We start from the raw sequence: 17633 nt of genomic DNA, 5'->3' as shown, positions 1-17633 counted from the left end.
TTTTTCGTTAAAAAATATAATTTCCAATCAAGCGACAAAACCTGATATCCCTTATATGACGGCGTATTTCAAGGTTCACTCAACTTCGACAATGCCAGACATATGTCAAATAGTATAAATGTAAAATGTCCTCTTTCGGTAAACGCAGAATATAACAAAAGCACCTCGACAAAATATCATCGAAGGTGCTTATTGTCCATCTTACACTCTCAGGATTATGCTGATTAGATAATCTATGTTCAACTTTCTTTGCCTGTCTCCGTAATGGGCAGATTGACCAAATCCACGATCTGTCCTTTTTTGCCGACATCGGCAAGAAGCTTGCCAATCGATTTCCGTTCTGCGATCGGAACCTGCTCCGTATGAATCGGATAGGCTTGTCCATCTTCGCTGTAAGCCATAATCTGCAGAGGTTCCCGGCAGTAGAATGCCCCGGCAATGGCACTGCCGTTAGGCTTCACCCGCTTTCCTTCCTTGAACTCAAACGTAGCCATCCCTTTGCCGCCACGGCTTTGAGCCTGGTAATCCAGCAGCAGACTGCGCTTGCCATAACCCAGATCGGTGATCGTCAGAATCTCACCCTCGTCGTTCTCCACCCATAAAGCTGCAACAACCTCGTCTCCGTCACGGAGCTGGATACCCCGAACCCCACCGGACACGCGTCCCATCGCATTGACTTCCTGTTCATTGAATCGGATGCTCATTCCTTCTTTGGAGATCAGCACAATATCTTTATGGCCATCACTCATGACAACCTGGATAATGCTGTCATCCGCTGCAACCTTGACAGCAGCGACCGCACCAGCCCGCTTCGTGGCATAATCCTTGAGCTCGGTGCGCTTCACTTGGCCTTTGCGGCTTACAAATACCAGCGATTTGCCTGGATCTTCAAAGTTTGATACCGGTATGACGGATACGATGTTATCCTCTTTTGGCACTTGGATCACATTGACTATGGCGGTGCCGGCATCTTTCCATTTGTACTCCGGAATCTGGTGGACCGGCAGTAAGAAGTATTGCCCCCGGCTTGTAAAGATGAGCAAGTTCTCCAGTGTGTTGACTTCAAACAGACGGGTGATGTAATCGCCATCCTTCACGCCGGAGCTTCCCAGCTCACCGCCGCTGCGCGTAAAAGATAACATGCTGGTGCGCTTGATGTAACCTTCGTTCGACAACGTTACGAGCACATCTTCGGCATTAACCAGCACCTCAAGATTAACCTTGATCTCTTCCACTTCTTCCTGAATGACCGAACGCCGTTCGATGCCGTACTTCTCACGGATTTCGAGCAGTTCCTTGCGAATGACAGCAATCAGCTTTTTGTCGCTGTCCAGAATCGCACGCAAACCCTCGATTTTTTTCGTCAGCTCGTCCAGTTCTTTTTGCAGGGAATGAATTTCAAGGTTGGTAAGGCGGTATAATTGCAAAGTCAGAATGGAATCGGCCTGACGCTCCGTGAAACCGAACATCCATTGCAGGTTGTTCTGTGCATCCTGACGGTTTTTGGAGGCTTTAATCGCCGCAATAACCTCGTCCAGAATGTTGAGGGCCTTAACCAGACCTTCCAATACGTGCGCCCGGTCCTCCGCTTTCTCCAGCTCGAACTGCGTGCGATTGGTGACAACTTCACGCTGGTGCTCGATATAAGCAGTAAGCATCGCTTTGAGCCCCAGCTGCTGAGGGGTTTTATTCACGATGGCAACCATATTGAAATTGTACGTAATCTGCAGATCGGTTTTCTTCAACAAATAAGCAAGAATTCCGTTTGCGTCAGCATCCTTCTTCAGCTCAACGACGATGCGCAGCCCTTCGCGGCCGCTCTCATCCCGCACCTCGGCAATGCCCTCGACTTTTTTCTCAAGCCGAATGTTCTCCATGGCGGTGACAAGCCTCGATTTAACGACCTGATAAGGAATTTCCGTGATCACTATCTGCTGCTTGCCGCCGCGAAGCGATTCAATGTCCGTCTTCGACCGCAGATAGACGCGCCCTTTACCTGTGCGATAAGCATCCAGAATGCCTTCGCCGCCCATAATGATGCCGCTGGTCGGGAAATCCGGACCTTTGATAAAGGTCATAATTTCAGCCAGCTCAATCTCTGGCTTTTGCATGACGGCAATACAAGCATCAATCACTTCCCGCAAATTGTGAGGCGGAATTTCAGTGGCAAAGCCTGCGGAAATCCCGCTTGCCCCGTTAACGAGCAGGTTCGGATACCGTGAAGGCAGCACAACCGGCTCCTTGGCCGTATTATCAAAATTGTCCTTAAACAGCACGGTCCGCTTCTCGATATCCCGCAGCAGCTCCATCGCAATGGATGACAGCCTTGCTTCGGTATAACGCATCGCTGCAGCCGGATCATCATCCTGGGATCCCCAGTTTCCGTGACCGTCCACCAGCACATGCCCCATCTTCCAAGGCTGGGCCATACGGACCATGCCTTCATAGATCGATGAATCCCCGTGAGGGTGATAATTACCCATCACATCTCCGACCGTTTTCGCCGATTTACGATATGGTTTATCCGGTGTGTTACCCGAATCGTACATGGCGTACAGAATTCGCCGCTGAACGGGTTTCAGGCCGTCACGAACGTCCGGGATTGCCCGATCCTGAATAATATACTTGGAATACCTGCCGAATCGATCACCTACAACCTCTTCCAGATAAGCCGGTAAAAATTGCTCCGATAAACTCATTCATTCACCTTCTATTCCTCAAACTCCGCGAAGTTTACATTTTCTACAATCCAGCGCTTGCGAGGGTCCACCTTATCGCCCATCAGCGTTGACACGCGACGCTCCGCCTTGGCAGCGTCATCGATCTGCACCTGCAGCAAGGTCCGTGATTCCGGGTTCATCGTTGTTTCCCACAGTTGTTCCGGGTTCATCTCACCCAGCCCTTTATAACGCTGCAGCTCATAATTCTTGAATTCCTTCAGGTAATTAGCCAGCTGCCCTTCTGTCCAGGCATAACGAATCGTTTCCAGTTTCCCGGATTTGCTGGCGATTTTATATAATGGAGGCTGCGCAAGATAGACACGGCCTTCATCAATCAGCGGTTTCATGTACCTGTAGAAGAACGTGAGCAGCAGCACTTGAATGTGAGCGCCGTCCGTATCCGCATCGGTCATGATAATAATCTTCGAATAATTGCTGTCCCCAGCCGTAAATTCCGTGCCGATCCCCGCACCAATCGCAGAGACAATCGCACGATATTCATCATTCTTCAAGATATCGGCAAGCTTCGACTTCTCCGGATTCATCGGTTTCCCTTTAAGAGGCAGAATGGCCTGGATTTTCGAATCTCGTCCTTGCTTGGCAGAGCCTCCTGCGGAGTCCCCTTCCACAATAAACAATTCGGTTCTTGAAAAATCCTTCGATTGCGCCGGGGTCAGCTTGCCGCCAAGGTTCGAGCTTTCACTGCGTTTCTTGCCGCTGCGCATTTCATCGCGTGCTTTACGAGCCGCTTCCCGGGCTTTAGACGCCTGAATGGCTTTCTTCAGCAGCGTCTGGGCAACCTGAGGATTCTCTTCAAGGAAAATCTGCATCTTCTCGGTGACGATGCTGTCCACGGTGCTGCGGGCAGAGGCGCTTCCCAGCTGATCCTTCGTCTGACCGACGAATTCAACCTCAGCCATCTTGACGCTGATGACCGTCATCATGCCTTCGCGCAGATCGTTTCCTTCAAGATTCTTATCCTTCTCCTTCAGGAGAGTGTTCTTGCGGGCATAATCATTCATCACGCGCGTATAAGCCGTCTTAAAACCCGTCTCATGTGTACCGCCGCCGCGGGTCGGGATAGAGTTTACGAATGAGGCCAGCGTCTCCGTATAACCGGCATTATATTGAAGGGCGATTTCGACCTCGATGTCATCCTTCTCCGCGTAGAAATGAATCACATCGTGCAGTACATCCTTGCCTTCATTCAAAAACTGTACGAACTGGCTTGCGCCGCCTTCATAGAAAAATTCTTCCCCATTTCCGCTTCGCTCATCTTTTAATACAATGCGAAGTCCTGAATTCAGGAAGGCGATTTCCTGCAAGCGCTCTGCAAGCGTGTCGTAATTCAAATGCGTGCCTGTAGTAAATACACGCGCATCCGGTTTAAACGTAATCTTCGTTCCCGTTTTGTTGGTGTTGCCGTGCACTTCAAGCCCGGTTACCGGTTCACCGACATGCTCTTTCCCTTTGGCATCCTGCCAGTATTCGAAGCGCTGGCGATGAACTTTACCTTCGCGGTAAATTTCGACTTCCAGCCATTCGGACAACGCATTCGTAACCGATGCGCCAACTCCGTGAAGACCGCCGGACTTCTTGTACCCAGAGCCTCCGAACTTACCCCCGGCATGCAAAATGGTAAATACAACTTGCGGGGTTGGTATGCCTGTCTTGTGCATTCCTGTTGGAATTCCGCGCCCATTATCGTATACCGTCGCGGAACCGTCCTTATGCAATGTAATTTCAATTCTCGAGCAGTACTTGGCCAAATGCTCGTCTACGGCGTTGTCCACGATTTCCCAAACCAGATGATGCAAGCCTGACGAGCTTGTGCTCCCTATGTACATGCCTGGCCGTTTGCGTACCGCAACAAGGCCTTCGAGCACTTGAATGTCGTCAGCATCGTATCCTGAACGGCTGTTACCGCCATTCTTTGATGACTCTGCAAACATATCGATCTGTTCGACCATTCATGCTCCTCCTTCAATTTCACGTATCGAGTGTATTTCTTCGTTCAATATTTTAGAAGAACGCTGTTCTCTAAAAAAATGCAAACAAATGTTTCATGCTTTGTCCATTTTAATTCAAGATATCCCTTCTCGTAAAGACACTGAATGAAACAATAACCGCACAAGCCGCCCAGAGGGCCAATACGATAAGAGAAAAATTCAATGTCATCCCTTCAATCGGCGGCAAATTACCTGCCAAATAATTTGTCAAATTCAGGTTCACCATGAACAAATATTTCGCACTGCTCCAGGCCGAGGCCATATTGGTCAATATATTGCCCGCAATCAGAGCCGCCATCATAATCACGATGCTGGCCGCCGTACTGCGCACCAGCACCGACACCATAAAAGCAAGCATACCTATACAGATGCCAACGAACCACACCAAACCGCCCTGCATCAGCAGGTACTTCCACTGGGGCACGGCATGAACTCCTGACATATCCACCTCAGAGCCAACGATCTGGAAGCCAGTGAATACCGGTATATCAAATCCCTTGTACCCGAAGGCAAGACCGGATATCAGATAAGCAATAATATAAGTGGACAATACAATCAGAGATGTAAACATGATCAGGGCGATCAGTTTGCTCAGCAGCACCTTCCAGCGCTTGACTGGCCTTGTAAGCAGCATCTTGATGGTTCCTGTCGTCCGTTCGCCGGATACAATATCCGATGCAATGGCCATAATGAGCAGCGGGATAAACAGGGATATCGCATTGTTCAGGAACTCCCGCGTGAATGTAACCCCGTTTGGTTGATTAGGATTCACATCATGCTGCAAATAATACTGCATTTGCTGAATAAAAATCAGACGATATCTTTTCCACTCATCCGGCACCCTGTCACTGCTGAGTGAATTCTCATTATCCGTTATCCGCTGCTGAAGCTCAAGCCGCCAGTCACTGTTGAACTTCTCCTGGCTCCGCTCCGCCGATTTTATCTGGGCATAAGTAAACATGGGTACAAGAGCAAGCAGAACAAGCAGGACAACATAGAAGCGCTTCCGTTTTATGATCTTAATGCACTCATTCTTGATCAGAGGCAAAAGACTACTCAATGCTCTCACCTTCCGTCATTTGCAGGAACAGCTGCTCCAGCGTAGGATTGATCCGGTGAACTTCCCGGACCTGTACACCCCCGGATACCAAGCGTTCCACTGCCCTTGACGTATTATCCGAGCTGATTCGGGTCACAACAGCTTCCGGCGACATGCCTGCCAGCAGATTATCGTCAAGCACTTCCTCCGGATGATTAACGATCTCACAATAATCCAGTTTTTGCAAAATCCTCTTCCCTTGCACTGCCGGATTAAGATCCCAGATCACATGATCACTATTGCCTGCAATCAATTCGTCAACCTCACCGACCGCCAGCACTCTTCCACTGCTGATGATCGCCACACGGCTGCACAGAAGCTGAATCTCGCTCAGTAGATGACTCGATACAAACACCGCCAGCCCTTCCGCGGCTAATTGGTGGATGAACTGCCGCATCTCTTTGATCCCCTTCGGATCAAGACCGTTGGTCGGCTCATCAAGAATAAGCAGTTTGGGCCTGCCAAGCAGTGCCTGTGCAATCCCCAGGCGCTGCCTCATCCCCAGGGAATACGTGCTCACCTTGTCGTGAATCCTTCGGTCCAGCCTCACGGTGTTTACAACTTCCTCAATCCGGTGCTGATCGATGCCGGGCTGCATCCGTGCAAAATGCTCGAGATTTTCCCATCCCGTCATGTAGGAATACATTTCAGGATTCTCTACAATGGATCCAATATAACGCAGCGCCTGTTCCTGCTGACGGTTGACGTCATACCCGCATACCCTGATCATACCAGATGACGGCTTAATCAAATCCACCAGCATGCGGATTGTGGTTGTCTTTCCAGCCCCGTTAGGACCGAGGAATCCAAAAATTTCTCCTGCACGGACGTCAAAGGAGACATCATGTATAATCCATTTTCGACCGATTTTCTTTTTTACATGCTGGACGGATAGTACGATTTCTTGCCCTTGTTCGTTCATCGATTCCAACTCCCCATATGACATGTCTCTGTGACTAGAGCATTCCCTGCACAATTCGATCCGCTATAGCCTGATATCCTGCACCATTCGGATGAAAGTGATCCGACGACAGATATTCGCCTAGCTTGTGCTGGAACAGATCAAATGTCGGGACCAACGTCATATTGGGATCCCTGTTCACGATTTCCATGGCCGCTTGATTCCATGCAGAAACAACGATATTGCCGGGTATCAGCAATTCTTCCAAATCGGAAAAGGGATGATACAAACCGACATAGACAATTCTTGCCTCCGGGTTGATCAAACGTATCTTTTCCAAAATCGCCTGCAAACGTTCGGAAGCCATTGGCAATGCCCCCATTAACTTCGCAGGATCAAGCTCCAGCTCATCGGGGCTGGTCGCCTCCTCCATTAAATCGCTCCCCTGAAAAATATCATTGCCGCCGATGGAGAGCATGATGACGTTTGCTTGCTTCAACGCGTACTGTATTCCTTTATCGTCCAGCTTCGGCAGGAGCCCCTCGGTTGTCATTCCGTTGATAGCCAGATTAGCCAGAAGTTTGGCTGTTCGCCCGTCACCGTTCATCTGATCGACGCTTCGACGTACAAACCCGCTTCCGGAGTTGTCACCTGTTCCTTTGGCAAGCGAATCTCCGATGGCTGTTACCCTCAGATCTTTCGGCAGTGCAGGAAGGGATGGCCCTTGATCTGGTTTCGCCGGTGCTGCCTCTTCGTCGGATATCTCTGGTTCGCCTCCGGATAACAAAGGCTCGCCTTGCGGATTATTAATATCCTTGAAAGCATACACAAAACCCAGAATGAGTACAATCGTTACAATAACCGAAACGGAGGCAGTAATACGCCATATCCATGCAGATGATTTCATGACATTCCCCCTACAAAATTCCTCATTACATTACCTTAAGACTTCTATAAAAAATTTGCAAATCGCAACACGCAAATAAGACTGCCCCGGACGCAGTCTGACGACGTGCTCGGGGCAGTCCTGATTCATATAAATGATATTAATTGCTTATTGGCTAATGAATTCTTGAACCCAGTATCCGTTGTAGTATCCTACACCGATCATGGTGAAATTCGGAGAAAGGATATTCTCACGGTGTCCTTGGCTGTTCATCCAGGAGTTCATCACTTCTTGTGGTGTGCGCTGTCCCTTGGCAATATTCTCTCCAGCATAGCCGAAGGAAATACCGTAAGCTTTCATCATATCAAATGGCGAGCCATGCGTCGGGGACGTGTGGCTGAAGTAATTGTTGTCACTCATGTCTTTTGCTTTATCAACGGCTACCGTAGTCAGTTTTGCATGTACGGTCAGCGGCTTCAGACCTGCATTTGCACGTTCTTTATTCACCAACGTCACAACCTCGGAAGCAAAATTGGATTGCTCCGTGGTACCTGTCGACTCGGAAGGCTTGGACGGTGTAGTAGATGGATTGCTTGTTTCCGGTTTGCTAGCCTCTGGTGTGCTCGTTTCCGGTTTGCTTGTTTCTGGTTTGCTTGCTTCTGGTTTGCTTGCTTCTGGCTTGCTTGTCTCTGGCTTGCTTGTCTCTGGCTTGCTTGTCTCTGGCTTGCTTGCTTCTGGAGTTTCAGCAGCTGGCTTGTCTGTCTGAGGTTTTTCCGTTTGCGGCTTCTGAACTACGCATTTGAATTGTGATTCATAACCTTGGCTCTCTAGAAATTTTTGAATCTTTTGCTGCCAGTTCAAATAATTATTGCTCTCAGCAGGTGCGGCAGACGCCGTAGTTGGAAGCATAATGCCAACAGCCAGTACAGCAGCAATACTTCCACCCGCGATTTTCTTTATCCACTGGTTATTCATGAATACTCATCTCCCTATGCTCGTAGTTGTAGAGTTTGCCTGACCGTCCATTCTTTGGTGTGAACTTCTTAAGTGTAGGACGATCAAACAATAGTTACATTTTTGTAATCAGGTACGAACACATTGTAACACATTTGATACCTTCAGCAATCCTACAATTGTTGGAAAAGAAGCCTTTGATTCCTACTTCCTATTAATCCGCTTTTGTCACACTCAAGTCCTGGTTCCTGATTGAATCCTGTGTCTTATGAACGAAACTATTAATATGATCTTATATCGGATACATGCCGCAAGAGTTTAAGTCACCAAACAAGAAAAAACCCATCCCGGGGAGGGATGGGTTTAATGAAAAGACGAGGTTACAGTTTTTTGCTAAACTGGTATCCAGCCTTTTCAAATCCAATATGTTCATAAAATGCATGTGCGGGAGCAAGTTCTTCCCGGTTGCCGCTTGTGAGAAACAAGAGGTGGCTACCATGCTGTCTTCCCCATGTCTCTGCACCGCGTATTAGTCGTTTGCCAATTCCTTGGCCGCGGCAGCTTGAGGTTACAATAACCGAAGTGATTTGAGTGACCGGTTCGGTCATAGTGAAGGATTTGACTTGACGAAGCATGATCATACCAACAACAACGCCATTAACCTCTGCAATCAGATTGCCGTATAACGGATTGTCGTTCATCGCTTCCATCCGTTCGCGCATAACATTAAGCGTGGTCGGATAATTAAGTTCTCGCATCAAGGATGTGACAGCTTCCAAATCATTCTTCTCAAAGTTTCGAATCAGCAGTGCAGGCGCAGATAATACGCTTTCGATGCTCATTATACCCTCATGCTTCCCTTCTTCTATGAATTCTGAGTAAACTCTATATCTATTTTGTAAGTTTATGAAGAAGATTGCAAGTATCAAGCGACATTTTTTTTACATTTGTGTCGGTTTTGTTAAACCTTTGTTAAGCCGTTTTTACAAAAATCGGTATTGAGCTTCAATCAACCCATGGTAAGTCCCCTGCTTCTGCATAAGCTGGCTGTGATTTCCTTCTTCAATGATCTCGCCATGGTCAAGCACAACGATATGATCGGCATGCCGAATTGTTGATAAACGATGCGCCACAATGAAGGAGGTTCTGCCCTGAAGCAGCACTTTCAAGGCTCCCTGAATTTTCAGTTCCGTCTCGGTATCGATACTGGCTGTTGCTTCATCGAGAATCAGGATCCGCGGATCGGCAAGCAGTGCTCTGGCAAAGGACAGCAGCTGCCGCTGACCCATGGACAGCATGTTTCCGCGTTCTTCAACCTCGGTTTCATATCCGCCAGGCATCTGAACGATAAATTCATGAGCGCCTACAGCCTTGGCGACTTCCTCAATCTCTTCGTTCGTGGCATCCAGACGACCAAAGCGGATATTCTCCCGAATGGTTCCCGAGAATATAAACGTATCCTGCAGCACGATACCAATCTGGTTTCGAAGGCTTTCAACCGTCACCGACTGAATATCATACCCGTCAATCGTCAGCTTGCCATCCGTTATATCATAGAAACGGCTAAGCAGATTGATGATGGTGCTCTTGCCCGATCCCGTATGGCCGACCAGTGCTATCGACTGACCTGCCTTCACATCGAGGTCGATGCCTTTAAGGGCCTGGCGTCCTTTTTCATACTCAAACACCACGTTCTCCAGCTTGATATCCCCTTTAATCGTGGGCAGTTTCTTTGCCCCGGGCTCATCATCAATGCTGGGCTTCTCGTCAATAAATTCAAAGATACGCTCAGAGGAGGCCATCGCCACAAGCAGCTGGTTGTACATTTGCCCAAGCCGATTGATCGGCTCCCAGAAGTTTCCTACATATTGAGTAAAGGCAATTAACAAACCAATGGTCAGCTCGCCTTGTTGAATCAAGGTCGCACCGAGCCAGAACAGGATCAGTGAGCCGAAGCCACCGGTAATTTCGATGAGCGGCCCAAAGCCCTGGTTCATAGCAGATGCTCTATCCCAAGACTTCTTGCTGTCCATATTCATGTTATCAAAAAACTTCATATTCTCTTCTTCCTGCGTGTAGGCCTGGGTCACGCGGATACCCTGAATCGATTCATTCAAATGGGAGTTAATCCGCGAGTTCCGAATCCGTACATCCTGCCATGCACGCCGAATGCGTACGCGGAGTTTGGTCGAGATGAAGAACATGATCGGTACGGTAACAATAACAGCTAGACCAAGCTTCCAGTTTATTAACAGAAGAATGACCACAATACCTACCAGCTGCACGCAGTCGATGATCAGATTGACAACCCCGTTAGTAAACAAATCCTGCAAGGAGTTAACATCATTCGTAACCCGGACCAGAACCGAACCAGCTGGGCGCTTGTCGAAGAAATTAAAGGACAGACGCTGAATGTGCCGGAACAGATCTGCTCGCAGGTCATAGATCACTCGCTGACCGATGATATTCGTAAACTTGATCCGGAATATCCCTGCAACCCATTGAATGATATACATCACCAGAACGGCTATCGTAATCTGATACAGCAGGGTTAGACTCGGGTTCCCGTTCTTGGGTTCGATAGCCCGGTCAATGGCCAAACTGGTTAAGAACGGAATGGCAAGCTTCGTTATGGTGCCGATGACCATCATCAGTCCGATCAACGGGAGAATCTGTTTGGCATAAGGTTTCATATACGAGATCAGCCGAGTCAGCTGTGTCCAGTTAAACGGTTTTTCAATCGCATCATCGTCCTTGTATACAAAACGCTCATTGGTTTCTTCCGAGTTTTTCTTCATCCTGGGAATCTTTTGCTTCTGATGCGGTTCAGTATTTACATTGGAGTTCATGCTTGCACCTGCCCTTGCGTACCGCCTGATTGAGCTTGCTTGGCGATAAGGTCCGCATATTGTATTTTATATACATCCTGATAAGGTCCTGGCACTGCAATCAAATCGTTATGCTTGCCGCGCTGCACAACACTCCCCTCATCCAGAACGAGTATTTCATCCGCATGGCGTAAAGAGGAAATCCGGTGAGCGATAATAAACGTCGTTCTGCCGTTCATGACTTCCTGGAAGCCGGATTGAATTTCGTGCTCGGTTTCCATATCCACTGCGCTGGTCGCATCATCCAGGATCAGAATTTTCGGATCCTTCAGCAGAGCCCGGGCTATTGCGATCCTCTGCTTCTGTCCACCGGAGAGTCCCATTCCCCGTTCGCCAACAATCGTATCGTAGCCGTCCTTCATCTCCATGATGAACTCATGAGCTTTGGCCAGCTTGGCTACCCGGATGATCTCTTCCATACTGACGTTTTTCATCCCGTAAGAAATATTGTTTCGAATACTGGACGAGAACAGGAATGTCTCCTGGAATACCGTGGCGATCTGACCCCGTAAACTTCGCACCTTGATATCATTAATGTTGACTCCGTCCAGTTTAATGCTGCCTTGATTTACATTGTAGGCATGCATCAAGAGCTGAATGATTGTCGATTTGCCAGAGCCCGTTCCGCCAAGCAAACCAATAACGGAGCCGGGACGCGCATCCAGATTAATATCTTTTACGGCAGCCATCTTATTGCCATAAGCGAAGGTGACGTTATCAAATACGACGTGTCCCTTCACTTCGCTTGGCACCAGGTCTACCGCACGCTCGCGGTCTTCCACATCAATCGGCTGATTCAGCAGCTCCAGCACACGTTCTCCGGAAGCCTTGGACTGCGTATAGTTGTTAATGTGGAAGCCAATTCCCCATAAAGGGCCGATTATGTACCAGATCAAGGTGAAGAATGCTGCCAGCTCCCCCACGGTCATGGAGCCTTTGATAACCATGCCACCGCCGACTGCAAGCAGAATGACGACACTGATATTCGCAAACAGCTCCATCATCGGGAAGTAGCGTGCCCATAGTGAAGAGGCAAATATCTGGTTGGTTTTGTAGCGCTCATTCCGTTCGGAGAACTTCTCCACTTCGTGAGGTTCGCGTGCAAAGGATTTAACGGTTCGAACGCCCGTAATATTCTCCTGAACCGCGGTTGTCAGCGAGCTCAGCGCAAGACGCATTTCCTGGAACGCCGGATGGATCCTGGATTCGAACTTCAGGGCTGCCACAACCAGGAATGGCATCGCTACCAAAGTAACCAGCGTTAATTGCCAGCTGATGGTAAACATCATGATGGAACCAAAGGTCACCATCAATACTAAGTTAAGAAGCTGGGCAAAGCCGAACCCGATAAACATCCGGATTGCTTCCAGATCCCCCGTAAGCCGCGACATCAAATCCCCGGTCCGAGCCGTGTCATAATAGCGAAATGATAGAAATTGCAGTTTTTCATAGCAGGCGTTTCGCAGCGAGTATGCCAGGTAATTACCCAGCCTCCCTCCAAAGAATCCATGCAAAAACTGCATGAAGGCTTTAAGGATGACCACACCCAGCACTGTAAGTGCGAGCTGCGGTACGATCCCGTAATTCTCCAGCTTGATTGCATCGTCGATCAGCACTTTCAACAGCTGCGGATAGACGAGTCCCAATGCGGTTGCAATCGCCAGACACAGCATGGAAAGAAAAAGATAACTTCGTTTTTCCCAAAAGAAGCCCTGCAGTTGCCTGAGAACATTCATGTTTATCCTCCTTTGGATTATTTTCGTTCAGGTTATGTAGCATTTATGAAGTTTATCATCGACCCGAACCCGCGGCAAAGAGGGAAAACCGTCATAAATGAGCCAAAAGGACCTAAAGGCGGCAAATAGTATAACTTATCTTTGTTTCATGATTAAATCATCGGGAATTCTCATAAATACTAGGGGATATAATCACATTGTCAGTCCCTACAACCATCAGGCTTCATCCACTCTTTTCGACTTTTTTGAACATGCTTACAAAAGGGTAAAATCCTAACCTGCTTTCATCCTAGTGACGAACGCTGGAACGGATAAAAAGACGCGATCCCATCCCTTGACATGCCTCTGCTAATCTTGGAAATCTAATTTAATTAGGACAAAAGACGCCCCGCCAAGATGGCATACGGGACGTCTTTTTAGAGAAAACATGTAAATTGGGGGTTCGCAACAGACAGAGATCCGCGAAAGAGCACAACGGCTATTCTTGTGGGACTTTTATTGAACCGGAAGAATTGCTATGCACTCTTAGTCAGACGATTAACCTGATCAGGTCCGCTCATGCTGCACAGTCGCGGACAATGCATCCAATTCGTCAGCCAGTTTTCTCCACATCATCGGGGATTGACCATCCTGCAGGGAACTGATGATGGCAGCCATGGATTCATTAAGCTGCTCCTCCAATACCGATACCTGATGCTTCAATGAAAGGGCGCCCATCTGTACATAGTGATCCGTTAGCTGTTCTTCACGCATGGCGACTACATCCGCTATCGCTTCCTTTACCTTCGGTTCGGCTGCTTCACGAAGTTTGGAGCTGCCGCTGCCTTCAAAGAAATGCTTCGGGTTCTTAAACAGCGACCAGTAGGATAACCAATCTCCTTGAATTTGGAGCTCCGTTTCTCCAAGTGCCGGCGCTTCCCAGTCCGATTCCCGCCGAATCCCAAGCGACAAGCCCTCGGCCATGCCATTCATATCGGCTGCTGCCTTGGCAGCCGCACCTTCGGTTAATGTGCGGCCGGCCTGCTCCAGCCGAAGCGTTGTCGCCCACAATTCCTGATCCAGCTCAATGGACAGTGTCCGCATCAGATCACGGCCGCAGGCCGCAAATGCCGCTTTCAGATGGCCTGCGTCTTCCCGAAGTACGGAAGGGTTAAAGGATTCCTGGAAAAAACGATTCATCGCGTAGTCCAGCCGCTGCCGTACATGAAAGAGCAGCTCGCTGCTTTCTTGCGATATTTCCCGGGTTATGTTGTGCTCAGCCAACGCGGCCAGGGTAGATAAAGCTTGCACATGAGCCTCTTTGAGCTCAGTGATTTTACGCTCGCGCGTGGTTTCATCCTGGGCAGCCATATCCGCCCAAGCGCTGATGCGATTCCGCACCGAGGTTATCTCGTCATAACCCGCACGTTGTGACAGCCTTGGCAGCTCTTCCACAGCGAATCGGCTGATCGCTTGTTCAAAGACAGGGAAACCTGACTCCGCTAAGGTGTCTTCATCCTCATCCTGCTTGCTGCTCAGTGCAGCCAAACTGGACACGGGGAATATATGCGGGCTGCCCACTCCGCTTGCGGTGAGGTTGCTGCGAACATGTTTCACAACCTCCTCCAGCTCCTCTTCGGATTGTGCAAGATCAGCCGCATTGACGATAAAAAACATCTTATCCAAGGCAAAACTGTCTTTCACCCGACCAAGCTGGGACAGAAATTGTCTGTCCGCTTTCGAGAAGGCATGGTTGTAATAGGTGACATAGACAATGGCATCCGCATTCTTTATATAATTGAACGTTACACCGGTATGACGGGCATGCAGGGAATCGGCTCCGGGCGTATCCACCAGTACGATCCCTTGCTCCGTCAGCGGGCAGCTGTAATACAAGTCAATCCCGTCGACAAAACAGGACTTGGTTTCATCTGCTACATAGCCGCGGTATTCGGCCAGTTCTACTGTTTCCGTGGTACCCAGTTTCGTCTCCATCTCATTCCAGCCGGAGGCGGCTGCCTTCAGGAATCCGTAATGCGGCAGTCCTGCCGGATGAATGCCGCCTGGGGTTAATCCCTCCGCTACGCTCCGCCAATTCCCCGGATTCGGCTCTTCCAATCCCAATACGCTGAACGAATACAACAGATCGTCCCACCACATGTCGCGGCTCTTCATCCGCACGGCTGCAGTACCATGGGCATTCCCATCAGCCGGTGCGACAATCCGGTTCACCGCCGCCGTTGTCGGATGCGGTGACACCGGCAGGACCGACTCGCCAAGCAGGGCGTTGGCGAAGGAGGACTTCCCGGCGCTGAACGCTCCGAACAGCGCCAGGGTGAACGAGCCGCCCGCAAGCGCATCCGCGCGGGCGGTTAAATCCCGCGCGGCCGATGCCAGCGCGGGATGCGGCGCCAGCAGCGCGGCGGCAGCGCGCAGCTCTGCTGCCGCGGCCTCCAGCCGCTGGCGCCGCTGCGGGGCCGCCGCCTGCGCAGCGGCGCGGCGGGGCGCTGTGCGCCCGTGCCCCGGCTGCGCCGCTGGGGCACCGGCCCGGGCAGCCGCTTGTGCGGGCTGCCCTTCCGGCTCCCTCACCTCCGGCAGGAGGCCGGGGGTGAGGGAGGTCCGCGGCGGGAGCAGCTGCGCCAGCTCGGCCGCGCGGGCGGCTTCCGCCTGCTGCAGGGCCGCGTAGCCGGCGGAAGCCGCGGACTGCGCCAGGAGCTCCGCGCCCTGGCGCTCCAGCTCCAGCAGACGGACGGCGGAAGCGTCCGTCAACACCGCCATGAGCCGGTCGGCAAGCGCCAGTACGGCTCGGCGATAGCTGGCCTTGATTTCCTCGGTCAGCTCCCGGTTGTAGTTCAGCACATATTCACCGGACACCGTTGCCTCCGGGTTCACCGTGCGTGTAATCATATCTTCCTGAACCGTCGGGAGTTCAGCATCCATCAAACTCTCCCAATTCGCGCTCCATTCGGTATGCTGCTCCACGCTTTTACGGAACAAGGTCCGCAAATGCCAGTCAATCTGAGCGGTTGTCTGTTCCTTCAACCGATGATGGAAAGCCTCCAGACGGCGGCGACGCTCCTCCTCCGTCTTCCCTCCTGAAAACAGAAAACCAACCTTGAAGCCGCTCTTGCGGCTTTCCAAAAAGGACAAACTTAAATCGCGGACATCCGCCGGAGTCAGATTAGCATTCGCCAGAAGAGTATCCGCTTCTTTGCGGAGTTTGCTGCGAACGACTTCCGGAAGGAGCTCCTCGGCAAGCTTTTGATCCTCCAGCTCCTGTAAGCGCGCCTTCAGCGCAGCAGCCGCTTTTTCGCCGCCCATCTCCTCAAGCAGCCGCTCCTTCTCCTCCTGATGACTGCGCGTATAGGCCTCCACATGCTGATCGGCAGCATGCCGAATAGAGCAGGATACACTATATTGTAACAAGGGCTCCCTATGGGATATCAGTTCACCGATTAAAGACTTCAGCGTTTCCCATTGATTGTAGGGATGATCCTGGACTTTAAGAGATGTGCACAATAACCCCTTATATGTGATTTTCCACTGAGCGAAGGCTTTTTTTACGTCATTCAGATAAGAAGCCAGTGTAAGCTCATCATCACGATGCTTATCGATCTGATTCACGATCAGGTAAAGCGGCTTCCCCCAATCCGACAAACTCTTCGCAAACATCAGATTACTCTCAGACTGCACATGATTGTAATCCATCACATAGAAGACGATATCCGCCATATGCAGGGCTGAATGCGTGGCAAGCCGATGTCCGTCATCCGTTGAGTCCACTCCCGGGGTATCCATCAACACGCCAGCTTCGCCAAGCAGCGGCACATCATCCCATACTTCAATCGCGGAATACTCCCTGCCTTCCTTGCAATATTCAGCCAGTTCGTCAATCGTGACTGTTAAAGGTTCACCCGAATCCGCAGCAGATCGATGGATCAGCGCCCGCGGTTCACCGCTGCGGATCGTGACCACGTTCGCACTTGTCGGTACCGGACCCGACGGCAGTACCTTCTTGCCGCATAGTGCATTAATCATGCTTGACTTCCCTGCAGAAAAATGTCCGCAAAAAGCAAGCGTAAGCTCACCGCCTGTACCCTTGCGTATTAAATCCTCAGCCAAGGTGTAGGAGGATTCATCATTCCACTCCAGGAATCGGTCACGAACCTGGGCCAGTTCCGAAACGTTATATCCAATCTCATGTTCAGCAATCAACTTCAATGTCATTTCTCGCTCCTGTCCATTGATCTCTCAATCTCTGACACAAATGATTCACATCATTTTATTTTATCACCGCTTGCTTCGTAAAGGAATCATTGCATTTTGATCCGGAGCCCATTCTTGCAAAATCACACTTCCAAGTATATGCAAAATGGCAGGCCAAGGAAGATATCTCTTCCTTGCCTGCCATTTGTCCAAAGACCATTACGACTGACGCAAACAGGAAACATGAAGTTGCAT

General features: G+C 50.0%; 10 protein-coding genes. All 10 read right to left on the bottom strand.

Annotated elements, in window-relative coordinates; all coding sequences use genetic code 11:
* Nucleotides 1–239 precede the first annotated feature (239 nt).
* The 10 genes from gyrA to M2277_RS12695 all read right to left on the bottom strand — a co-directional run bounded on the left by gyrA (nt 240) and on the right by M2277_RS12695 (nt 17399).
* The gene (gyrA, locus tag M2277_RS12740) at nt 240–2699 is read right to left on the bottom strand and encodes a DNA gyrase subunit A (protein WP_148247614.1); all 2460 of its coding nucleotides are present in this window, start codon (nt 2697–2699) and stop codon (nt 240–242) included.
* An 11-nt stretch (nt 2700–2710) separates the two neighbouring features.
* Nucleotides 2711–4690, bottom strand: coding sequence for a DNA topoisomerase IV subunit B (gene parE / locus M2277_RS12735; protein WP_280754863.1), 1980 nt, complete (start codon nt 4688–4690; stop codon nt 2711–2713).
* 109 nt (nt 4691–4799) lie between these two features.
* Nucleotides 4800–5789 carry an ABC transporter permease gene (locus M2277_RS12730; protein WP_280754862.1) on the bottom strand — a complete coding sequence of 330 codons (990 nt, stop codon included), beginning with the start codon at nt 5787–5789 and terminating at the stop codon, nt 4800–4802.
* Nucleotides 5782–6750 carry an ABC transporter ATP-binding protein gene (locus tag M2277_RS12725; protein WP_280754861.1) on the bottom strand — a complete coding sequence of 323 codons (969 nt, stop codon included), beginning with the start codon at nt 6748–6750 and terminating at the stop codon, nt 5782–5784. Before M2277_RS12725 ends, M2277_RS12730 begins: the two co-directional genes overlap by 8 nt.
* A gap of 34 nt (nt 6751–6784) precedes the next feature.
* Nucleotides 6785–7636 carry a GDSL-type esterase/lipase family protein gene (locus M2277_RS12720; RefSeq protein ID WP_280754860.1) on the bottom strand — a complete coding sequence of 284 codons (852 nt, stop codon included), beginning with the start codon at nt 7634–7636 and terminating at the stop codon, nt 6785–6787.
* Nucleotides 7637–7783: 147 nt separating this feature from the next.
* Nucleotides 7784–8590, bottom strand: coding sequence for a CAP domain-containing protein (locus M2277_RS12715; protein ID WP_280754859.1), 807 nt, complete (start codon nt 8588–8590; stop codon nt 7784–7786).
* Nucleotides 8591–8949: 359 nt separating this feature from the next.
* The gene (locus M2277_RS12710) at nt 8950–9411 is read right to left on the bottom strand and encodes a GNAT family N-acetyltransferase (protein WP_006209567.1); all 462 of its coding nucleotides are present in this window, start codon (nt 9409–9411) and stop codon (nt 8950–8952) included.
* A gap of 141 nt (nt 9412–9552) precedes the next feature.
* A complete protein-coding gene (locus M2277_RS12705) occupies nt 9553–11418 on the bottom strand; it encodes an ABC transporter ATP-binding protein (RefSeq protein WP_036636954.1) in 1866 nt (621 codons plus the stop codon).
* Complete coding sequence (locus M2277_RS12700) at nt 11415–13193, bottom strand: ABC transporter ATP-binding protein (protein ID WP_036636952.1); 1779 nt, start codon at nt 13191–13193, stop codon at nt 11415–11417. The genes M2277_RS12705 and M2277_RS12700 overlap by 4 nt, the downstream gene beginning before the upstream one ends.
* 546 nt (nt 13194–13739) lie before the next feature.
* The gene (locus tag M2277_RS12695) at nt 13740–17399 is read right to left on the bottom strand and encodes a dynamin family protein (RefSeq protein ID WP_280754858.1); all 3660 of its coding nucleotides are present in this window, start codon (nt 17397–17399) and stop codon (nt 13740–13742) included.
* Between the last annotated feature and the right edge of the window lie 234 nt (nt 17400–17633).

The organism is Paenibacillus sp. LBL (genome assembly GCF_029893715.1).
GTDB classification, from domain to species: Bacteria; Bacillota; Bacilli; order Paenibacillales; family Paenibacillaceae; genus Paenibacillus_AQ; species Paenibacillus_AQ glucanolyticus.
The sequence above is the reverse complement of the archived record's forward strand: the minus strand, read 5'-3'. Positions and strand labels throughout refer to the sequence as shown.

Bases quoted from the DNA above. Each gene is read 5' to 3' on its own strand.
- gyrA (WP_148247614.1), bottom strand. From the start codon at position 2,699: ATGAGTTTATCGGAGCAATTTTTACCGGCTTATCTGGAAGAGGTTGTA.
- parE (WP_280754863.1), bottom strand. From the start codon at position 4,690: ATGGTCGAACAGATCGATATGTTTGCAGAGTCATCAAAGAATGGCGGT.
- M2277_RS12725 (WP_280754861.1), bottom strand. From the start codon at position 6,750: ATGAACGAACAAGGGCAAGAAATCGTACTATCCGTCCAGCATGTAAAA.
- M2277_RS12720 (WP_280754860.1), bottom strand. From the start codon at position 7,636: ATGAAATCATCTGCATGGATATGGCGTATTACTGCCTCCGTTTCGGTT.
- M2277_RS12715 (WP_280754859.1), bottom strand. From the start codon at position 8,590: ATGAATAACCAGTGGATAAAGAAAATCGCGGGTGGAAGTATTGCTGCT.
- M2277_RS12710 (WP_006209567.1), bottom strand. From the start codon at position 9,411: ATGAGCATCGAAAGCGTATTATCTGCGCCTGCACTGCTGATTCGAAAC.
- M2277_RS12705 (WP_036636954.1), bottom strand. From the start codon at position 11,418: ATGAACTCCAATGTAAATACTGAACCGCATCAGAAGCAAAAGATTCCC.
- M2277_RS12700 (WP_036636952.1), bottom strand. From the start codon at position 13,193: ATGAATGTTCTCAGGCAACTGCAGGGCTTCTTTTGGGAAAAACGAAGT.
- M2277_RS12695 (WP_280754858.1), bottom strand. From the start codon at position 17,399: ATGACATTGAAGTTGATTGCTGAACATGAGATTGGATATAACGTTTCG.